The following is an 18,431-nucleotide window of genomic DNA, read 5'->3' on the forward strand; positions in this document are numbered from 1 at the left end:
GTGGTCAGTGTTGCAGGAATTGCCAGTTTCCGCAGTGGTCGTATTGGAAATGCATAAACACCGGGTGAGATTCGGCCCTAGCTGATTCTTGGCGGCGGATGCGTATCTTCCCGATCGCCGAACCTTAGCGATGAACCTTGACGAGACGCCACCGTTATGATTGGATAAGTGGATACAAAAATCCAGAATACCTCCATGACCTCAATCACCGCCTCGTTCGACCAGCCCCCCACGACTGCCGAAGAGGAAGCTTATCTCTACCTTCAGAAAGGCTTGCGGCTTTGCCGCTACAAGCCAGGCGATCGGCTGAAACCGGAGGAGATTGCGGCCGAAATAGGCATGAGCCGTATGCCCGTGCGCGAAGCCTTCCGACGTCTGGCCGCGGAGGGGCTCGTGACGCTACGCCCGAACCGCGGATGCATCGTCGCGGGTCTCACATTGGACGAGATTTATGAGATATTCGAGATCAGATCGGTTCTCGAAGGGCTGGCGGTGCGATTGGCGGCGCCGAAAATGGACCCCGATACATTTCTCGAACTTGAGCAGCTGCTCGACCGTATGGAACGTGCCGGACAGGCCGGCAGCAGCGATTGGGTCGTGCGGCATCAGGAGTTCCACGCGCTGATCTACAAGCTGAGCGGCCGACCGAAGCTTATCCGAAAGATCAACGCACTGCATGTCGTGATCGAGCCCTATATGCGCATCTGGTTCGACTACGCCGACAAGCCGCTGTCCGCCCGCGAAGAACATGAGCGTTTGATCCGCGCCCTGGCGCAGGGCAACGCACTTCAAGCAGATCAGATCATGCAGGAACACATTCTCGGCACCGCACCCTTGCTTGCCGAATTCGCAAGTCCCGGGCGGCGTTAAGCGTCGTTCGGCTAAAGTATCCAAACCGGGGAAACCATCCGGCAGGGACAGGGAACCGCCGTCTATAACGGCTTAAGCGAAGAGGAAAAGTCATGTCGATCCGTCGCATGGCCGTGCTGACGGCTGCCTTCACGACACAATGTTCGTTGCGGAATCGCTTGCACAGAGCACGTTGAAGCCCACACCCGCGTGGCCGACCGGCCCAACAAAATTCGTCGAACAAGGGGACGACAAGAATGCGCAACTTCGAAAAGCCGACCCGCTCCGTTGCCGTTGCCCGCCACGCAATGGCGGCAACTTCGCATCCCTCCGCAACATTGGTCGCATTGCAAATCCTGGAGGCTGGCGGCAACGCGATGGATGCGGCTATTGCTGCTTCGGCCATGCAATGCGTCGTCGAACCGGGCTCGACGGGCATCGGCGGTGATTGCTTCGTGCTGTATGCACCCGCCGGGTCCGACAAAGTTGTCGCCTACAATGGATCCGGCCGCACGCCGGCAGCGCTGACGCTCGACTGGTTCACCGAGCGCGGGCTTGCCGAAGTACCGCGGCAATCACCCTCCGCCGTGACCATTCCGGGCGCCATTGATGCGTGGACGCGGCTGCATGCCGATCACGGCCGAATGCCTTTCGCCGACGTGCTGGCACCGGCCATTCGTTTCGCTGAGGAAGGCTATGCGGTCAGCCCGCGCGTCCATCATGACTGGATGCTGGAAGAGACGCTGCTGGCCTCGGACCCGGCCGCTGCGCGCATCTTCCTGCCAAAGGGGCGCGCGCCCAGGATCGGCGAGGTACACCATCAGCCGGAGCTCGCAGCCACGCTAAGGCGCATCGCGGCCGAAGGGCGCGACGGGTTCTATACGGGGGCAGTGGCGGATGACATGGTGTCCTATCTGCGCGCGCTTGGCGGCCTGCACACCCTTGAGGATTTCGCGGATGCGCGGGGCGATTACGTAACACCCGTCACAACGGATTTTCGGGGCCATACCATCCACGAATGCCCACCGAACGGACAGGGCATCATCGCCCTGCTGATCCTCAACATCCTCGGTCGTTTCGATGCCAAGGGCGATCCGCAGTCGCCTGACAGGCTGCATCTGGAAATAGAGGCGACACGGCTCGCCTATGCCGCACGCGACGCCTGGATCGCAGACCCGGACAAGGCGCAGGTACCCGTCGAGGAATTGCTGTCAGGCGCTCTCGCCGACCGGCTGGCGGGCATGATCGACCTGAAGCGCGCGCTGACGGACCTTCCGGCCTTCGACATGCCGCTGCACCGTGACACGGTCTATATTTCCGTGGTGGACCGCGAGCGCAATGCCGTCAGTTTCATCAACTCGGTCTTCGACAGCTTCGGTACCGGTCTTGTCGCACCACGGTCTGGCGTTGTGCTGCACAATCGCGGTCAGAGCTTCTCCTTGAAGCCGGACCATCCCAATGTCGTGGCACCGGGCAAGAGGCCGCTGCACACCATCATTCCCGGCATGGTCACGCGAAACGGCCGCGTGGAAATGCCCTTCGGCGTGATGGGCGGCTATTATCAGGCAATGGGCCACGCTCACCTTATCTCCAAGGTCTTCGATTACGGCATGGACCTTCAGGAGGCGATCGATTTGCCACGCCTCATCCCTAAATCCGAAGGCACGCTCGTCGAAGCCGAACATACGCTGCCGGCCACCACCGCAAGCGAGCTCGAACGCCGCGGTTTCTCGCTCGTTGCTGCCGAAGGGCCGATCGGCGGGGCGCAGGCGATCCGCATCGACTGGGAAAACGGTACGCTGATCGGCGGGTCGGAATCGCGCAAGGATGGCATCGCACTTGGGATCTAGGGGCAGGTTCCTTGCCTGTTGGCCTCGGCGCCCCGATGCCCCGGTGCCCCGGTGCCCCGGTGCACGAGCCCGATCGCATCAATGCCGCCCGAGAACCTCCCCTAGGAATTTTCGGGTGCGTTCATGTTTCGGATTGGAGAAGAACTCGGCGGGAGGGGCCTCCTCGACGATCACGCCGCTGGCCATGAAGACGATGCGATCGGCAACCTGGCGAGCAAAACCCATTTCATGGGTCACGCAGATCATCGTCATCCCCTCTTCGGCCAGTGCAATCATCGTATCGAGCACTTCCTTGACCATCTCCGGATCGAGCGCGGATGTCGGCTCGTCGAACAGCATCGCCTTCGGCCGCATGCAAAGGGCGCGCGCAATGGCAACGCGCTGCTGCTGCCCCCCGGAAAGTTGGGCAGGATATTTCTCTGCCTGCTCGGAAATCTTGACCCGTTCCAGCAATGTGCGGGCTCGACCCTCCGCTTGCGGCTTGTTAAGACCAAGCGTCCGCATCGGGGCCAGCATGCAGTTCTGCAGCACGGTTAGATGCGGAAAGAGATTGAACTGCTGGAAGACCATGCCGACTTCCCGGCGAACGGCATCGATCACCTTCGATCCGTGCCCAAGCCTAATACCGCCGACATGGATATCGCCTTTCTGATAGGCTTCCAGATGATTGATGCAACGGATGAGCGTGGATTTGCCGCTTCCCGAAGGGCCGCACAGCACGATCTTTTCCCCCTTCGCGACAGACATGTTGATGCTATCGAGAGCCTGAAAAGCGCCATACCATTTGCCCACGCCGGATAGGCTGATCATCGGCTCGATCGAATTGTCGCTGGTTCGGACCTGGCTCATCAATGAAACTCCGGGTGTTCTCGCCACGCACTGCCTAGCGGCTGGCAGTCAGGAACTTGCGCTCTAGATGGGCGCCATAAATGGTGAGCGGGCAGCACATCAGGAAGTACAGCGCTCCAACGATGCCAAAGACGGTCAGTGGCTGGAATATCTGGTTTGAGATGATGTTGCCTGCGCGGGTAAGCTCGGTGAAACCGACGATCGAGGCGAGCGATGTACCCTTGATGAGCTGCACCAGGAAGCCGACCGTCGCCGGCAGCGAGATGCGGATCGCCTGGGGAAGCACGACGTCCTTCATGCGCGATACGTAACCGAGGCTCAGCGCCTTTGCCGCCTCCGTCTGGCCGCGGGGGACTGCTTCAATCGATCCGCGCCAGATTTCTCCAAGAAAGGCGCTGGCATGAAGCGTCAGGCCGACCGAGACCGCGGCCCACGCATCCATCTGGATACCAATCAGGGCAAGGCCGTAATACACCACGAAAAGCTGCATCAGGAGCGGCGTGCCCTGGAAAACCGCGATATAGCCAGCCGTCAGACGCTCGATGATGGCGACGCCGGACGTGCGCAGCAAGGCCACCATCAGCCCGGCAACACAGCCGCACACGAAGGCGACCGCGGACAGCGCGACCGTCCATTTGAGCCCTGTCAGCAGGAAAAGAAACTCCTCACGTCCCATTGGATCTCCTCCTATCTGAGCGGGTAGCTGAAGTAGCGGGCGGAGAAGAATGCGAAGATGCGCATCATCACCCACGAAATGACGAGGTAGAACACGGTCACGGTGAAATAGACCTCGAAGCTGCGGAAGCTGTCAGATTCTATCCGCTGCGACACCGACGTCAGTTCATAAGCCGATATGGCAGATGCGATGCTCGTCGTCAGCGTCAGCAGGATGAACTGGCTCGTGAGCGATGGATAGATCGTCCTCAGCGCCGGCTTGAGGATGATCAAGCGAAAGACCTGGGCTTTGTGCAGCCCGAGCGCCAGCCCCGCCTCCGTCTGGCCTTTCGAGATCGATTGCACCCCACCCCGGATGATCTCGATGGCGTAGGCCCCGCCGTTGATGCCGAGCGCGATGATAGCAGTCGGCGTCGGATCGAGCCGGATACCCGCCAGCGGCAGCGCGAAGTAGATGAAGAAGATCTGCACCAGAAACGGCGTGTTGCGTATCAGCTCGACAAAGCCAATCACAAGCCAACGCAATAGCTTGACTCTTGACTGGCGCAGAATGACGCCCCCGATGCCGATGACGATCGCCAGAAGCATGCCGGAGATAGCCAGCGTGAATGTTCCCAGACAAGCCCAGAGAAGGTTGGGAAGACCGTCGATGACCGGAGTGAAATCAAGGGTGTAATTCATGACATCTCCTGCGGCACACTCTTCAGGACGGCCTTGCCAGGCCCGCCATCGCCTCGATAGCCAGTTCGTAACCAGCTGCCCCAAAACCAATCATGACCCCGGTCGCGGTCCGGGAAATCAGGGAATTGTGATAGATGCTCTCGCGCGCATGCACGTTGGATATATGCAGTTCGATCTTCGGGCCATCGAAGGTTTTCAAGGCGTCCAGAAGGGCTATGGATGTGAAGGTATATGCCGCCGGATTGATGATGATGCCGCACGCATCCTTCCGCGCCTGGTGGACGGATTCGACCAGCTCCCCCTCGAAATTCGTCTGGCGGAAATCGACTGTGAAACCAAGGGACACGGCTTTCGCTTCGCATCGGTCCCTGATGTCACACAGTGTCGTGGTGCCATAAATGGAAGGCTCCCGCTCACCAAGAAGGTTGAGATTGGGGCCGTTAAGGACAAAGATCGTCTTGCTCATGGAAAAACTCCAGGCAGCATCGGCGCACGTGTAAACGCACGCCGACGCCTGCACCGCTGTCTGGTGCCGCCTCAAAAATACAGGCTTTACGAAGAGCCGTAGCTCAGTTCGCAGTGAACGGAATGCCTTCCAGACTGGTTGGGAACTCCGGCACGGGAACCTTCATCCACTTGTCATAGATCGTCTTCAGTTCGCCATCGGCCTTGATCTTGTCGATGAATGCGTTCACCGCGACGTTAAGCTCTTTCTCGCCGAGACGCGTGCACGCGCCATTGTAGAGCTTCTGGAACTCGAGCTTGTTCTCGAATTTGCCAGGGACAGCCTTTTCGACACGATCAAGATAGAAGATGTTGCCGCCGAGCGCGTCGGTCTGGCCGGAAACCAGCGCCTGAACACTCGCTGCGTCACCGTCATAACGGCGGATGGTTGCGGTGGACGGTGCATTCTTCGTGACCTGGGTATCCTGGGCTGCACCCTTGGCGACGCTGATGGTCAAACCGGCCATATCCTCGTTCGTCTTGATGGATTTGTCCTTCGGGCCAATCAAAACGATGGCGTTGGCATTGTATGGCTGGCTGAACTGCACGGCTTTGGCGCGATCCGGCAACATGGCCATCGTTGCGAACAAAATGTCGACACGCCCTGAGGTCAGCGCGGGAATGCGATTGTTCACTTCCAGCGGAACGAACTCTACCTCGACACCGAGTTCCTTGGCGAACAGGGCGCCCATATCGGCATCGAAACCATCTTGCTTGCCGGCGCTGGTGACGAAACCCCATGGCGGGTTATCGCCCTGAATGCCGACGACCAACTTGCCCTTCGCCTTGATTTCCTCAGGCGTGATCGCTGCTGCCGGCTGCGAAAACGATACTGCGGCGACAATTGCCGCGGCGCCCATCAGGGCGTGACGCCGATTCAATTTGAATCCAAACATAAAGTACTCCTCCTCCAGTAACCAAGGGGCCGGCAAGCTCTCCTCCAACCGGCACCACACAAAAACTGGCATAAGGCCAATTGCAAATCAACTGAGTTTTTATAAAATCTCCGATAAAATTCATTTCGGCATTCACATGGAAAATTGCTATACGGATTTAAGAGGTTGAGACGACTGCCCGAGGGAAGGATGATGAAAAACGTCGGTCGTCACCGCCTCGATCGGTTGATTTACCGAAAACTGTGAGTAATGCCGGCCCAGTGGGGCGGGAATCGCAAAGCGATTGCCCTCGGGCCACGCTGGGCCACATTCGAGTAGGGGCAGATCACTGCGCCTGAATTGTTCCGATTGCTTTGCAGGCGGGTTTAAATAAGCGGACGCAATATGTATGAGGAATTAGAAAATCTCTGAGATGAGCGCATGCTGTCCGATCTAGCAACCGAAACCATCGCCGAAAGTAGCTACAAGCGCATTCGGGCCGACATCATGTTCGGACGCCTTGCCCCAGGCCAGAAGTTGAAGCTTGAAAAGCTCAAGGAAGCCTACGACACCAGCATCAGCACACTAAGAGAAATCCTGAGCCGGCTCGCCTCCGAAGGTCTCGTCGTGGCGGAGGGCCAACGGGGCTTTCATGTGGCACCGATGTCATCAACCGACCTGAAAGAGATTGCCGCGCTGCGTCTGTTGCTGGAGACGCACGCGCTTGAGCAGTCCTTCGCACGGGGCGACGTCGATTGGGAGGCCCGGCTCGCATCAGCCCATTACAAACTGGCACGCATGGAAAGCATTATGGCCAGCGGGGATACCAGCCAGACAGAAGCCTGGAAGCGTTACGACTGGGAGTTTCACCAGGCTCTGATTTCCGCCTGTGGGTCCAGACTGCTGATGGAAACCCATGCCGCCGTCTTCGACAAGTACCTGCGCTACCAAATGGTTGCCCTCTCCTATCGCGGCAAGATCGCCGAGGACGAACACAGGCAACTCCTGGACGCTGCCCTCAAGCGAGATCAGGAGACCGCGAAGAAAATCCTCGGTCTGCACATTCAGGGCGGTGTCGAACATGCGTTGGCGGGGAAGTCACCCCTTCAGGATTGATCATGCACGAAGAACGATCAGGTGAGCACGAACGGGTGAATGACCTCGGCGAAAGCATCAGCGATGCGGTCTTTCGGCGTTTGCGACACGACATCATAATGGGAATCCTGCCGCCCGGCTCCAAGATCAAGCTTGAGAGGGCCCGCGAGCGATATTCGATCGGCATTTCCTCACTGCGCGAGATCCTGTCCAGATTATCGGCAGAGAACCTCGTGCTTGCGGAAGGGCAGCGCGGGTTCGAAGTGAGCCCCGTTTCCAGGCAGGAACTGACGGAGCTGGCCGACCTTCGTACCGTGTTGGAATGCCATGCAATCGGCCTGTCATTTGCAGTCGGGGATCTTGAATGGGAAGGATCGATCGTCGCTGCCCATCATCGACTGGCGGCCGTGGAACGCCGGCTTCTCGCTGGCGATATTACCCGTACGATCGACTGGGTCCGATGCGATTGGGAATTCCATCGGGCGATCGTTGCCGCGAGCAATTCGATGACGCTTCTTCAAAGCCTATCGTCGGTATTCGACCGCTTCCTGCGATATCATATGCTTGCTGGAAGCTTCCGAGGCAAGGCTGTCGTTGACGATCACAAACTGCTCTTTGAACGGGCGCTCGCAAGAGATGCCGATGGCGCAAGGCAGATCATAACAAGCCACGTTCAGAGAGGAATTGACCATATCCTGAAAGAACCGAAATTTCTTTCAGGAAAATGAGGCTTCCGAATTCGCTAGCTTGATCCGGCCTGAACCAATGGCCGTGCGAAGGAATCCGCCTTTTCGTGCATCTCACCTTCTCCGATTACCCGGCTAAAGCCTCATAACAGGCGACGCCAGATTTGTATGGTGCATCGGATCACCAAGCTGGTTGATCCGCTTGCCGATGCCTTCTCGACGAGCGGGAGGCGGCATGGTTAGGTCATGAGCGTTGGCGTGGGCATCTGCGGCGCCAACCCGACGCCACCTCGTGGGCCCGTTCAGCGCTCGAACCTGTCCAGCATCTTCCTCAGCTGCGTATTCTGCAGGCGAAGCTTGTTCGCCAATTGCTCCCGAAGAAACCTGATCTCGGCCTCTAGGTCGCTCATACCTTCGGAGATGGTGCGGGCAACTGGGGAGGTCTGCACGACAGCTGCGGGGGTCTCGACTGGTTTGAGACGTCCTGATCGCCTGTGCGAGACGGCCTTGGCGGTCTTCTTGATCTTTGGAGCGGCATCGTCCAGCGAAGCTGTGTTGCCTGTCGGGACGTCGGCATCATTCTTCGCCAACGTCCCGTCAATGGCATTGTCGCCGCCGGTCTCGTCGAACGGTCCGTGCGCGGCGGAAGGACCGTCAAGTTCATCGCCGGCCCCTGGCTTATCCGTAGAGCCAACGATCGGCGAAACGGCCGGGCTTGCGCCCTCGTCCGTGGCCTCGTCCTGCGCTGGCGGGCGTCGCGGCGACACGAGACGCGCAAGCAACTTCCATGGAGACGCCATTTGTTCGACCCCGCATTTATCCGTTCGCAGACTGCGCGTTCACCGTTGGTCGCAGCCAGGCGCCATCAGAACACTCGTCACGAAACGCATGACCATGCGGCCAACCATTGGCCACCTGCCTCGATCAGGCGAGCTTCAGCCGCTTGCGCAGATCGGCGTTTTCAGCGCGCAGCTTTTCGGCAAGCAGCTTGCGCAGCTTCTGGTTTTCTTCTTCCAGCTGCAGCAGATCCGCGATGTCGTCAATCGCCGGGGATACGGCAGATGCCGCCTGTACCGTCTTGGGAGCACGCTTCACGGGCTTGCGCTTTGCAGGGCTTGCAGCTTCGACCGCTTTTGCTTTGCGACCCCGCTTCTGCTTTCCAGCGGCTTCCGTTGAAACAGCGGCTGTTGCCGCCACAGTGCCAACAGAAGCGGGTTCTGCGGCCACTTTCTTAGCCCGGGGCTGGCGTTGCTTCTTCGGCAAGGTGGGCGTTTCAACAACGGCCGGGGCATCACCAGTGGTCATCGTTTCGCTTTCATCGGCCATGTTCGTCTCCTCGTTAGCGGCTTCAGTTGTGTGCTGCCGAACCGGTTGTGTCAAGAACGGTCCAACCGTCTCGGTGTTCGTCGCAAGCACATTGCCAGCGGATTGGCCATCCGGTTCATCTGCTGGCGGGTATGGCGCCGCCTCGACCTCGACATCGCGGGCAACAGACTTGAGGTCGATGCCGCCCCAGATGGAGTTGGACTTGGGGTCCGGCTTTCGTCGACCCTTATATTCGACGGAAAAACTGCGTTGCGTTTTTTTCAAAGTTCGAAGCCCTGCATATCCAAGGAAATGTCCGGCGGCGCATCAGGAAAGCCGCAGGCCTACTGCATAATGATTGGATGCCTATCAGTCCAGCCCCACTGTGACCCTAGAATTACTCTGTGTTCGCGGCTGATACCCGTTAAGGACTGCCGCCTTGCAACGAACAACACTTCTCAGGTGTTGCTTCTGTTCGCGTCACCTTTCTCATTAACGCGAAATTGGCATGACGGAGGACTTTGCAAAGACTGCGCAAAGCTAACGATAAAGAGGTGAACTATCATGAACGCCTGCTCCCTTGCGGCAACGCTGCTTCTTGCCCTCGCATCAACCACGAGCCATGCTGCGGAAAGCGCAATGAGGATCAACAATGGCGGAAGGGGCCTCGCCGGCATCCTGAACCTGCCGGACAATGGGAAGAACCCGCCCATCGTCCTTATGCTACATGGATTTACCGGCAGCCCACCGATCTGTGGTTTTCCCGATGGAGAGGCTCATCCTGCATGTCAAGGCATCACCGGCTTGCGGCGCAGGATCATACCGCCATGATGCAATGTGTTCGCATCCACGAAATCGCCATCGGCAGTGAAGCCCGTGTCGTCCCAGTACTCGATATGCGTCCCGTCGACTTCGTAGCGTCCTTCATAGGCGCGTTCTCGCTGCCCGCGGGCCTCGACGTAACGCCCGCTCGGTAGAAGTTCGTGTCGAACACGGTTGTCGTCCGTGACCCACATGCCGACATAGGGGTGGTTGGGTTGCAAATTGGTCTCCTGCGCTTCTACGGATTGAAAGGAAAGGGTGGCGGCCATGAGTGCCGCAAGTGACTGTCGCATGATGTGGCTCCGTCAAGCGTTACTGTTGTCGGTCTAGAGGTGACGGCGCATGGGGGCGCGGTTTCGGTTCGACAGACATCAGGTCTGCCGAACCGCAGGCACCGGTCATTGGGAACGCGGGGCGTTGTTATCGACAACCTGCTGATAGGCAACGAGGTCCAGGAAGGCTTCCGCCTTGACGACGAGGCCATCCTTCATCTGAAATATCCAGACAAACTGATTGCTGTAGGGTGCGCCCGACGTCGTGGTCGCCGATCCGTCGAAGCGTATGATGATCGTGTCGCCGTCGGCGAAGATGTCGCGCACCTCCGGCACGACCGGCGTCGCGAGGCGGCTTGTCAGCGGAAGCGAGGCCTGCTCGATAAAGTCCTTCTGGTTGCGATAAGTGCCCGCCACCGGGCCAGAGCCATGGATCGTCCAGACGACGTCGGGAGCAAGAAGGTCCCCAAAGACGTAAGTGCCCCCGCGCCATTTTTCGAAGGCGGCTTCGACGATCGCGCGATTCCGTTGCTCGATTGTGGCATTGTCTGGGGACTGCACCTGCGTTGCCGTGGTGATGGCGTAGGCTGTGACCGGCAGGGTGAACGAGATCAGCGCTATTGTGATCACAACAGTTATGCTCGCCCTGGCAACCCGTTGGTGTGTAGGAAGAGTGGTCATGGTATCGGTTCTTTCCTGGTTACTCGTTGCCTGTTGAGCGCCCCATCGACCCGCACTGACGTTGCATGCATCGTCGCCGGGCCAAATGTCGCTCGAACGGTCATTCGCGGCGTTCGACGGCAGAACCGCCAAAGATCAATTGTTGCACGAGGGGACGCTGCGTGAAGCGATCGGGAAAGACGGGACTCGGTTCGCTGATCCAGTTCAGTCGGTCGAGTTGCTCCGACGTCAGCCGAAGATCCAGCGCTTTGAGATTGTCCTCGGCTTGGCCAAGCGTCCGGGCACCGATGATGGAGGAAACGACAGCTGGATTGGCCAGCGTCCAGGCAAGTGCCACGCGCGACGGCGTGGCGTTTGCTTCCTCCGCGACGGCCTTAACCTCGCTCGCTATTTCGATCGCACGTTTGTTCAAATGTCCGGACGCAGCGATGACACCTTTCCGGCTGGCAGACACGGCCGCCTCGCGCGAATCCTCGACATCGGCAAGCGAGTATTTGCCGGTGAGCACGCCTCCGCCGAGCGGCGACCACGGGAGAACCCCAAGACCTAGCGCGGCAGCCGCCGGCAGAAGTTCGTGCTCGACGGTCCTCTCGACGAGGCTGTATTCAATCTGCATCGCCACGAACGGAGACCAGCCGCGGATGTCGGCAAGCGTCTGCATCTGTGCAACGCGCCATGCAGACGTGTTGCAGATGCCGAGGTAGAGCACTTTCCCAGAACGAACGAGGTCGTCGAGTGCCCTCATAACTTCATCCGGCTGGGTCGTCATGTCCCATGCGTGAAGATAAAGGAGGTCGATCCGATCCGTACCGAGTTGTGCCAGGCTCTGTTCGACGGAGCGCACCATGTTCAGGCGGTGGTTACCGCCCGAGTTCGGGTTGCCCGGGTCGCGCGCCATGGTGAATTTCGTCGCAAGGACGATCCGTTCGCGCTTGTCGCCGATGAAGGTGCCAAGCAGGCGTTCGGCGCCGCCGTCGGTATAGTTCACCGACGTGTCTACGAAGTTGCCGCCCCGGTCAACATAGAGATCGAAGATGCGGCGCGCCTCGTCACCGTCCGCACCCCACCCCCAGTCGGACCCGAAGGTCATTGTTCCCAAGCTCAACGGCGAAACGCGCAATCCCGACCGTCCAAGAAGTTTGTAATGATCAATCGCCATGTCAGCTATCTCCTGGTTGCGAAACCCAAGTTAAGCGCGTCGATAGGATCGGACAATTTGCCCAATGATTTCCAATCTGGTAAATGTATCTAACCAATGGCAATCGATCTGAACGGCATTTCAGTCTTTCTGGCAATCGCGGAAGCGCGGAGCTTCCGCGTGGCCGCGGAGAATCTCGGCGTGACACGGCCAGCGATCAGCCAGGCGATTCGTCGTCTCGAGGATCGACTGGGAGTAGCGCTGGTGCGGCGCACGACGCGCAGTGTCAGCCTCACGGAGGCCGGCGAACAACTGTATCAGCGGGTGGCGCCGGCGATTTCCGAAGTCGGGCTGGCGCTCGACGCGACGGCAGATCGCGACAGCGCACCAAGCGGGCTGCTACGGCTGGCGGTGTCATCCATCGCCGAACAGTTCATCTCCGGTCCGCTTCTGGCGCGTTTCGCCGATGGCTTTCCCGCCATTCAGATCGACGTCACTGTCACGGACGAGGAATTCGACATTGTCGCGGAAGGGTATGACGCGGGGGTACGGCTGGGGGAAGTCATTGATCAGGACATGATTGCCGTTCCGGTCTCGGGCGATCAGCGCCAGGGCGTCTTCGCTGCGCCGTCGTACATTGAACGTTTCGGCGAGCCAGAACACCCTTCTGAGCTTTCGGCGCATCGTTGTATCGGCTGGCGCCCCGCGCCGCACAGCGCACCCTATCGCTGGGAGTTCGGGCAAAAGGGGCATGACTTCGATGTGGCTGTGAACCCGCAGATCACCACCAATGACATGTGGCTTATGATCCGCATCGCCTGCGCCGGCGGCGGCATTACCTTCGGCATGGAGGACACCTTCAAGCCCTATGTCGAATCCGGCCAGTTGGTTCCTCTCCTTCAGGACTATTGCCCTTCCTTTGCAGGCTTCTTTCTATACTATCCCAGCCGTCGCAATCTCCCTCCGAAACTGCGCGCGCTTGTCGACCATGTGAAGCGGTGGCGGTAGCGTCCACGCTTTATGGCGATCAGGCGAATGCCATGCGTCAATCGATCGATCTTTTGATATGATCATCTGTCAGCAGGTTACGCAGTTTGTGCGTAAAGTCGTCGCCAACACGGAACAGATCGAACCTGCATCTGGGCGCATTGGTGCGGAGATACTGTACCAACCCGATCTACATGCTTGTCGATAAAGGCGTCGTCGGCAGTGACCGCTTCGTGGTCACGAGGCCATCTGAAAGCGCGACGTGCCTGCGTCATCGAAACGAAACTGCCCCACCAAGTCCCGCAGTTTACGAGTTTCCGCAGCCAGCGCCTGGGAAGCCGCCGTGGACTGCTCAACCATGGCTGCATTCTGCTGGGTCGTCTGATCCATGGTGTTGACGGCTCTGTTGACCTCGACCAAACCAACGGACTGTTCCTTCGCAGCAGTCGCGACTGCGTTCATATGATGGTTGATTCCGGAAATGCGCTGTCCGATTTCGTTGAGAGCGACGCCCGTTTCGCGAACCAGCCGCACGCCGCTTCCAACTTCGGCAGAGGATGTATTGATAAGGGCTTTAATCTCCTTGGCCGCTGTCGCCGATCGCTGCGCCAGTTCACGAACCTCCTGGGCAACGACGGCGAACCCCTTGCCGGCCTCTCCGGCGCGCGCGGCTTCGACACCAGCATTCAGCGCAAGCAGGTTGGTCTGAAACGCAATCTCGTCGATGACACCAATGATGTTTGAGATCTGTTGCGAGGAGCTTTCTATCCGCTGCATCGCTTCCTCTGCCTGGCGTACAACGTCAACCGAACGAACAGCTCCATGGTCAGCTTCCGTCGCAGCGGCACGGGCCTCTTCGGTGCGCTTGCTGGAATTGCTTACATTTGCCGTGATTTCATCGAGCGCGGCGGCGGTCTCTTCGAGGGAGGCAGCCTGACGCTCCGTGCGGTTGGCGAGGTCATTGGCGCCGGATGAAATCTCCTGCGTGCCACCATCGATAGCGGAAATTGCCTGAGAAATCGCCATCAGTGTTCCGCCCAACTGGGTCAGCGACGAATTGAAATCGTGGCGTAGGCTCTCGAAATCCGGCGAAAACTGTTCGTTGAGCTGGAAAGCGAGATCTCCTGAGGCCAGGCGCTTGAGACCACCGGCCAGGCCGGAGGTTGCAGCTCGCAGACGCTCGGCCGCGTCGGCTTCGGCCTTCTGCTGGGTCGCCATGCGATCGTCCTCTGCTTGCTGGCGTGCACGCGCGGCATCCATCTCGAGCGCGCGTTTGGCAATCGCCCCCTTGCGGAACACCTCCACGGCGGCAGCCATGGTCCCTATCTCGTCCTTGCGACCAAGACCGGTGCAAATTACATCCGTATCGCCATCAGCAATGTTCACCATGCCTGACGAAAGCTGAAGAATGGGGGTCGTCACGGATCGACGAAAGAACGCGAAAAGTGCGATGGCCAGGATCAGCGTCAGCCCGAGAATGGCTTTCAGTGTGTAGTTGATGGTATTTGCGGTCTGAGTGCTCAGGTCGGAGATGGATGTGGTGACTGTCTCGATTTGATCGCCGGCATGCTCCATCGCACTTTCCAGCTTCGAGAACTGCGCCATGAAATCCGGTAGCGCATTCATCGCGTCAACAGGGGTTCTCTCCGCCGCCGCCACCATGTTGGTCGCGCTGTCGATATAGGTAAGAAGCGGCGGCTCGACGCTTGCCAGCGCCTTCTGCGTGATGGGATCTTTCGCCAGCACCTTGTTCTCGTCGATCACGTTGCGGAATGAGGCAACATGTTCCGCAAGGTCCGCTTTGACCTGCTCGAACTTTATACCGGCGGCGGGATTGGAGGCATGCAGTGCGGCAAGAACATCGGCACGCAGGGCATCATGCATCATATCGGCCTGCATATGATTGCGAAGGATCTGCCCGGATCTGGCAATGTCGACAGCATCCGCATTCATCGTCGACGCCGACCAGATTCCGACACCGGCCGCGCCCCCGGCTATAACAAAAATCGCGGTGCTCGCAGCGGTAATCTTGTGTTGGATTGATGCCATCGTGTGATCCCCATATGAGGGCCAAGCATGTTAGATTATCCTTAAGAAGCAGTAAATTATACAAATCATCCCATGGCTGCCGCCGGGACAGCTTGTCGGGATTACGGATAGAGCGGCCCGGCACTCCGGGACGAGCGCTCTAGACGCTAGCGTCAAAGGCAGTTCCCGGCTGCATCGAAGTCTGGCTGTCCAAAACGCCGCGTCGGAGAGAGTCCGACAATCGCCCCGTCTATTGCTACCTCAGCGAACCTGCTGCGACCGGCGGAAAATTGCTTGGGAATTCAGACCACCATGCCGCGCGCCGTGACAGACCAGGCCTCGGCCCGAACCAATCCATTGCCAACGACAAAAACGGTATCGACCATGTTGGTGACCACACATGCGTGATTTGGCACGACACGGACCTTATGTCCGACAGACAGGCCAATCGGCCCGCTGCTGATCAGGCGTCCGTACTCTTCAACTGGTTGATGACGATGTCGTCGCGATCCCAAATGTGCCCACAACCTGTCCGTCCCAGGAGATTGGATGTCAGGACTGCAAGTGACGCCTTTCCTCGACGGAACATTCCACCGCCGGCCGGCCTTTCCCTCGAAAGGAGACCGTCATGGCCATTGCACCAGCCGACCCAACCCCGAAGGACCCGCCCGGCGTCGCTCCCAATCCGGCACCAGATTTGCCAGAGCCGCCGATCAGGGAACCGGAACCTGACGTATTACCTGATGAATTGCCAAACCCGAATCCCGATGAGAACGGCGATCTGCCGAAGACGCTCTAGGCCACCGGCTATGCCGGCAGTAGTCACTGCCCTCATGGCCGAGCCCGGATTTGTATCGCCTGCCACGATATGATCAGCAGAAGGGCGTTAACAGACTGGCCGCATTCTATGTGGTGCCCGGCTAGAAGGCCCTTCCACAATCTATTCGTCTTCCGGGGCACCCCGACGCCAGTAGGAGACGACGAGGTGCTGACTGCTTGCGAGCTTTCGCTCTTGGCGCGCAAAGGCGCGGATCGCACGAAAAGAGTTAAACTCGCAACCGGCCCATAGATACAGGCGTTCATCCTGCCCTGGAAACTTGGTCTCGCGAATGGCATCAAACAGAAGCGTCGTGGTCCCAGGAGGTCGCTCGCCTCGAAAGAGCCACACGACCTCGATTTTTGCTGCCATATCCAGCGTCTGAACATCGGCGCTGCCCGCCACTTCAAGGAACGCCTTTCCCCTCGCCCCGGCCGGCAGGTGTTCCAGCATTCGGACGATCGCGGGAAGTGCGGTTTCGTCTCCCGCAAAAAGATACCAATCTGCCTCGACTAAACCACCACCGCCGGGACCGACGACGCCGACCTTGTCGCCCACGCGCGCTTTTTCTGCAAAGCCAGAGCCTGGCCCGGCATCATGCAACACAAAGTCAATATCGAGCGTTCCGGCGGCGAGATCGACGGAGCGTACGGTATATTTGCGCATGAGAGGCCGAAGCTCGGGCTGGTCCCAGGCGATGATACCGTTTTTTCCCACATGCGGCCACTGTGGCTCGACGGCCTCCGGGCGCTGAATCATGAGGTTGAGATGCAGCGCATCGAGGCCAGCGAAGCGTGCAATGTTTTCGCCGGAAAATGTCAGCCGACGCATATGCTTAGTCAGCGTCCGACAGCCCACCACCTCCAGGATCTGGAAATTCGGGGGACGGACGATTTCTCCGCCATCGCCCGTCCAGGTGATGACCGGCGGGTCGTCCCCGGAAAATTCGAGAATATGGGATGCAATTGACATGCGTGCGAAGTAGAGACCCTCCAGATCGGGCGCAGCGACATCAACCACCGTTTCCTCGCCGTCCTTGGAGAAAGCGGCGCGACTACTGCCAAACGCAAGCTCTGGACCACCCGGACCTGCGGTCACCTTGGCATCGTGTTCGAGCATATGGTCGCAGAACTGCGCGATAACCCGTTCGGGTTCACGGAGCGCGATCCGGGCCTGAGCGGTGTACTCGCTGCCTTGCATATTCTATCCTACGGCTGGAAATCGACCCAGAACGTGCCTTCGAGCGGCACGGCCAGAAAGCGTTCGTTGATCTCTGCGAGGGTTTGGGCGGGATTGATATCTGCGAAGACCGCGGGGTGCATCCACTTGGCAAAACACTCGAAAACGAGGATGTTGAGCACTGAAATGGAGAGCTGATGCGACACGGCGTGAGCCCGGCCTTCCCTCACCGCCGTCAGCGCGTTGCGCATATCGCTTGCCAAAATGGCCGCAAGTGATGTTCGTGCGGCAGCCACGCTGACACCGCCACCCAGAACGAGACCACCCTGGGCGGCAAGATGTGGCCCGCCGGTCGCGATGTAGACCGTGGGGTCAGCGTCGAGCACATATTCGGAACTCAGCAAACCGTCATAGCCCGGCAAGTCGGCGCCAATATTTCTTCCTCCGGCGAACCGAAGATACTCCGTCATGCGATTTCCCTTGCCGGGCGTCGCGCAGCAAGTCGCGCCAGCATGGGCATCCAATAGCACCGAAACCGGTTCAAGCCCCGCCGTGCGATCTGTGATGCGCTTGTATCTCGCGCGCACGAAATCACCAAAGCTTTTACCTTTTTCCGCCTGCCCTACAGCCTCTGCGAGAAGCTCGACCGAGAACGCGGTCGTTTCTCCGGGGCCCTTGCCGTCATTGACCGGCCCATCGAGAAAGAGCACTGGAACGCCGGCCGCTTCAAGCGTCATCGTGACTTCCGTCCAGCCGGTCTCCCAGATCGAGACGACGAAGAGATCCGGCCTTACGGAAAGCACCGCCTCGACAGAGGTCTTCGCCGGCAGCACGCTTCCAACCGTCGGTATCGTGTCGATCGCGGGAAAACGCCGTCGATATGCCTGGTACATGCCGCGGTCGATTCTCTGTGGCGCCGCCCAGCCGGCAAAATGCGCCACAGGATCCGGATCCACGAGGGCCAGCGACAATAGAATGAGGCTTTCATTCGTGACGATACGCCGGGCAGGCTTGGCGAGTGTTACCGTGCGCCCGGCTGCATCGGAAAGGACGATCTGCGCCTGTGCCGGCGCAGCCTCAAGCGTTGCCAGCGGTAGAAACACCACCAGAATCCTGAAGAATGCCGCAGGCAGCCCCG

20 protein-coding genes are annotated in these 18,431 nt (G+C 59.1%); 6 read left to right on the forward strand and 14 right to left on the reverse strand.

Going from position 1 to position 18,431, the window contains the following annotated elements; translation table 11 throughout:
• Positions 1–195: 195 nt before the first annotated feature.
• Together MNR02_RS19320 and ggt are read left to right on the forward strand one after the other, a co-directional pair.
• Positions 196–870: a GntR family transcriptional regulator gene (locus tag MNR02_RS19320; RefSeq protein ID WP_241601561.1), complete on the forward strand. Its 675-nt coding sequence runs from the start codon at positions 196–198 to the stop codon at positions 868–870.
• A gap of 236 nt (positions 871–1,106) precedes the next feature.
• Complete coding sequence (gene ggt / locus MNR02_RS19325; protein WP_241948951.1) at positions 1,107–2,699, forward strand: gamma-glutamyltransferase; 1,593 nt, start codon at positions 1,107–1,109, stop codon at positions 2,697–2,699.
• Between the two features lie 78 nt (positions 2,700–2,777).
• Here the strand turns inward: ggt and MNR02_RS19330 are convergent, their stop codons facing one another.
• The 5 genes from MNR02_RS19330 to MNR02_RS19350 form a co-directional block, all read right to left on the reverse strand.
• Positions 2,778–3,509, reverse strand: coding sequence for an amino acid ABC transporter ATP-binding protein (locus tag MNR02_RS19330; RefSeq protein ID WP_241949551.1), 732 nt, complete (start codon positions 3,507–3,509; stop codon positions 2,778–2,780).
• 73 nt (positions 3,510–3,582) lie between these two features.
• Entirely contained in the window at positions 3,583–4,224 is a 642-nt protein-coding gene (locus MNR02_RS19335) for an amino acid ABC transporter permease (RefSeq protein ID WP_241948952.1), read from the reverse strand.
• Positions 4,225–4,235: 11 nt separating this feature from the next.
• Positions 4,236–4,904 (reverse strand): amino acid ABC transporter permease, encoded by a 669-nt coding sequence (locus tag MNR02_RS19340; RefSeq protein ID WP_241948953.1) that lies wholly within the window; start codon positions 4,902–4,904, stop codon positions 4,236–4,238.
• Between the two features lie 22 nt (positions 4,905–4,926).
• Positions 4,927–5,370 carry a type II 3-dehydroquinate dehydratase gene (aroQ, locus tag MNR02_RS19345; protein ID WP_241948954.1) on the reverse strand — a complete coding sequence of 148 codons (444 nt, stop codon included), beginning with the start codon at positions 5,368–5,370 and terminating at the stop codon, positions 4,927–4,929.
• Positions 5,371–5,473: 103 nt separating this feature from the next.
• Positions 5,474–6,304, reverse strand: a complete 831-nt coding sequence (locus MNR02_RS19350) for a transporter substrate-binding domain-containing protein (RefSeq protein WP_241949552.1) — start codon at positions 6,302–6,304, stop codon at positions 5,474–5,476.
• A gap of 420 nt (positions 6,305–6,724) precedes the next feature.
• Here MNR02_RS19350 and MNR02_RS19355 point away from each other — a divergent pair, with 420 nt between their 5' ends.
• Both MNR02_RS19355 and MNR02_RS19360 read left to right on the forward strand, forming a co-directional pair.
• A complete protein-coding gene (locus tag MNR02_RS19355) occupies positions 6,725–7,399 on the forward strand; it encodes a GntR family transcriptional regulator (RefSeq protein WP_241601566.1) in 675 nt (224 codons plus the stop codon).
• Positions 7,400–7,401: 2 nt separating this feature from the next.
• A complete protein-coding gene (locus tag MNR02_RS19360; protein ID WP_241948955.1) occupies positions 7,402–8,106 on the forward strand; it encodes a GntR family transcriptional regulator in 705 nt (234 codons plus the stop codon).
• A gap of 260 nt (positions 8,107–8,366) precedes the next feature.
• Here the strand turns inward: MNR02_RS19360 and MNR02_RS19365 are convergent, their stop codons facing one another.
• From MNR02_RS19365 to MNR02_RS19385, 5 genes are all read right to left on the reverse strand, one after another.
• The gene (locus MNR02_RS19365) at positions 8,367–8,864 is read right to left on the reverse strand and encodes a hypothetical protein (protein WP_241948956.1); all 498 of its coding nucleotides are present in this window, start codon (positions 8,862–8,864) and stop codon (positions 8,367–8,369) included.
• A gap of 124 nt (positions 8,865–8,988) precedes the next feature.
• A complete protein-coding gene (locus tag MNR02_RS19370; protein WP_241948957.1) occupies positions 8,989–9,654 on the reverse strand; it encodes a transcriptional regulator in 666 nt (221 codons plus the stop codon).
• A gap of 503 nt (positions 9,655–10,157) precedes the next feature.
• Complete coding sequence (locus MNR02_RS19375) at positions 10,158–10,484, reverse strand: Atu4866 domain-containing protein (protein ID WP_241948958.1); 327 nt, start codon at positions 10,482–10,484, stop codon at positions 10,158–10,160.
• A 105-nt stretch (positions 10,485–10,589) separates the two neighbouring features.
• Positions 10,590–11,144 (reverse strand): nuclear transport factor 2 family protein, encoded by a 555-nt coding sequence (locus MNR02_RS19380; RefSeq protein ID WP_241948959.1) that lies wholly within the window; start codon positions 11,142–11,144, stop codon positions 10,590–10,592.
• 100 nt (positions 11,145–11,244) lie between these two features.
• Positions 11,245–12,303: an aldo/keto reductase gene (locus tag MNR02_RS19385; protein ID WP_241948960.1), complete on the reverse strand. Its 1,059-nt coding sequence runs from the start codon at positions 12,301–12,303 to the stop codon at positions 11,245–11,247.
• 96 nt (positions 12,304–12,399) lie between these two features.
• On the opposite strand from MNR02_RS19385, the gene MNR02_RS19390 reads away from it, so the two are divergent.
• The gene (locus tag MNR02_RS19390) at positions 12,400–13,290 is read left to right on the forward strand and encodes a LysR family transcriptional regulator (RefSeq protein ID WP_241948961.1); all 891 of its coding nucleotides are present in this window, start codon (positions 12,400–12,402) and stop codon (positions 13,288–13,290) included.
• Between the two features lie 216 nt (positions 13,291–13,506).
• On the opposite strand, the gene MNR02_RS19395 is transcribed toward MNR02_RS19390, so the two are convergent.
• Entirely contained in the window at positions 13,507–15,318 is a 1,812-nt protein-coding gene (locus tag MNR02_RS19395; protein WP_241948962.1) for a methyl-accepting chemotaxis protein, read from the reverse strand.
• 281 nt (positions 15,319–15,599) lie between these two features.
• Positions 15,600–15,824, reverse strand: coding sequence for a hypothetical protein (locus tag MNR02_RS19400; RefSeq protein ID WP_371746761.1), 225 nt, complete (start codon positions 15,822–15,824; stop codon positions 15,600–15,602).
• A gap of 101 nt (positions 15,825–15,925) precedes the next feature.
• Between MNR02_RS19400 and MNR02_RS19405 the strand changes: the two genes are divergently transcribed.
• The gene (locus MNR02_RS19405; RefSeq protein WP_241948963.1) at positions 15,926–16,096 is read left to right on the forward strand and encodes a hypothetical protein; all 171 of its coding nucleotides are present in this window, start codon (positions 15,926–15,928) and stop codon (positions 16,094–16,096) included.
• 141 nt (positions 16,097–16,237) lie between these two features.
• Here MNR02_RS19405 and MNR02_RS19410 read toward each other — a convergent pair whose 3' ends face one another.
• Together MNR02_RS19410 and MNR02_RS19415 are read right to left on the reverse strand one after the other, a co-directional pair.
• Positions 16,238–17,314: a siderophore-interacting protein gene (locus MNR02_RS19410; RefSeq protein ID WP_241948964.1), complete on the reverse strand. Its 1,077-nt coding sequence runs from the start codon at positions 17,312–17,314 to the stop codon at positions 16,238–16,240.
• A gap of 8 nt (positions 17,315–17,322) precedes the next feature.
• Complete coding sequence (locus MNR02_RS19415) at positions 17,323–18,396, reverse strand: ABC transporter substrate-binding protein (RefSeq protein WP_241948965.1); 1,074 nt, start codon at positions 18,394–18,396, stop codon at positions 17,323–17,325.
• Between the last annotated feature and the right edge of the window lie 35 nt (positions 18,397–18,431).

Source organism: Shinella sp. H4-D48, from assembly GCF_022637395.1.
In the GTDB taxonomy this organism is placed as follows: domain Bacteria; phylum Pseudomonadota; class Alphaproteobacteria; order Rhizobiales; family Rhizobiaceae; genus Shinella; species Shinella sedimenti.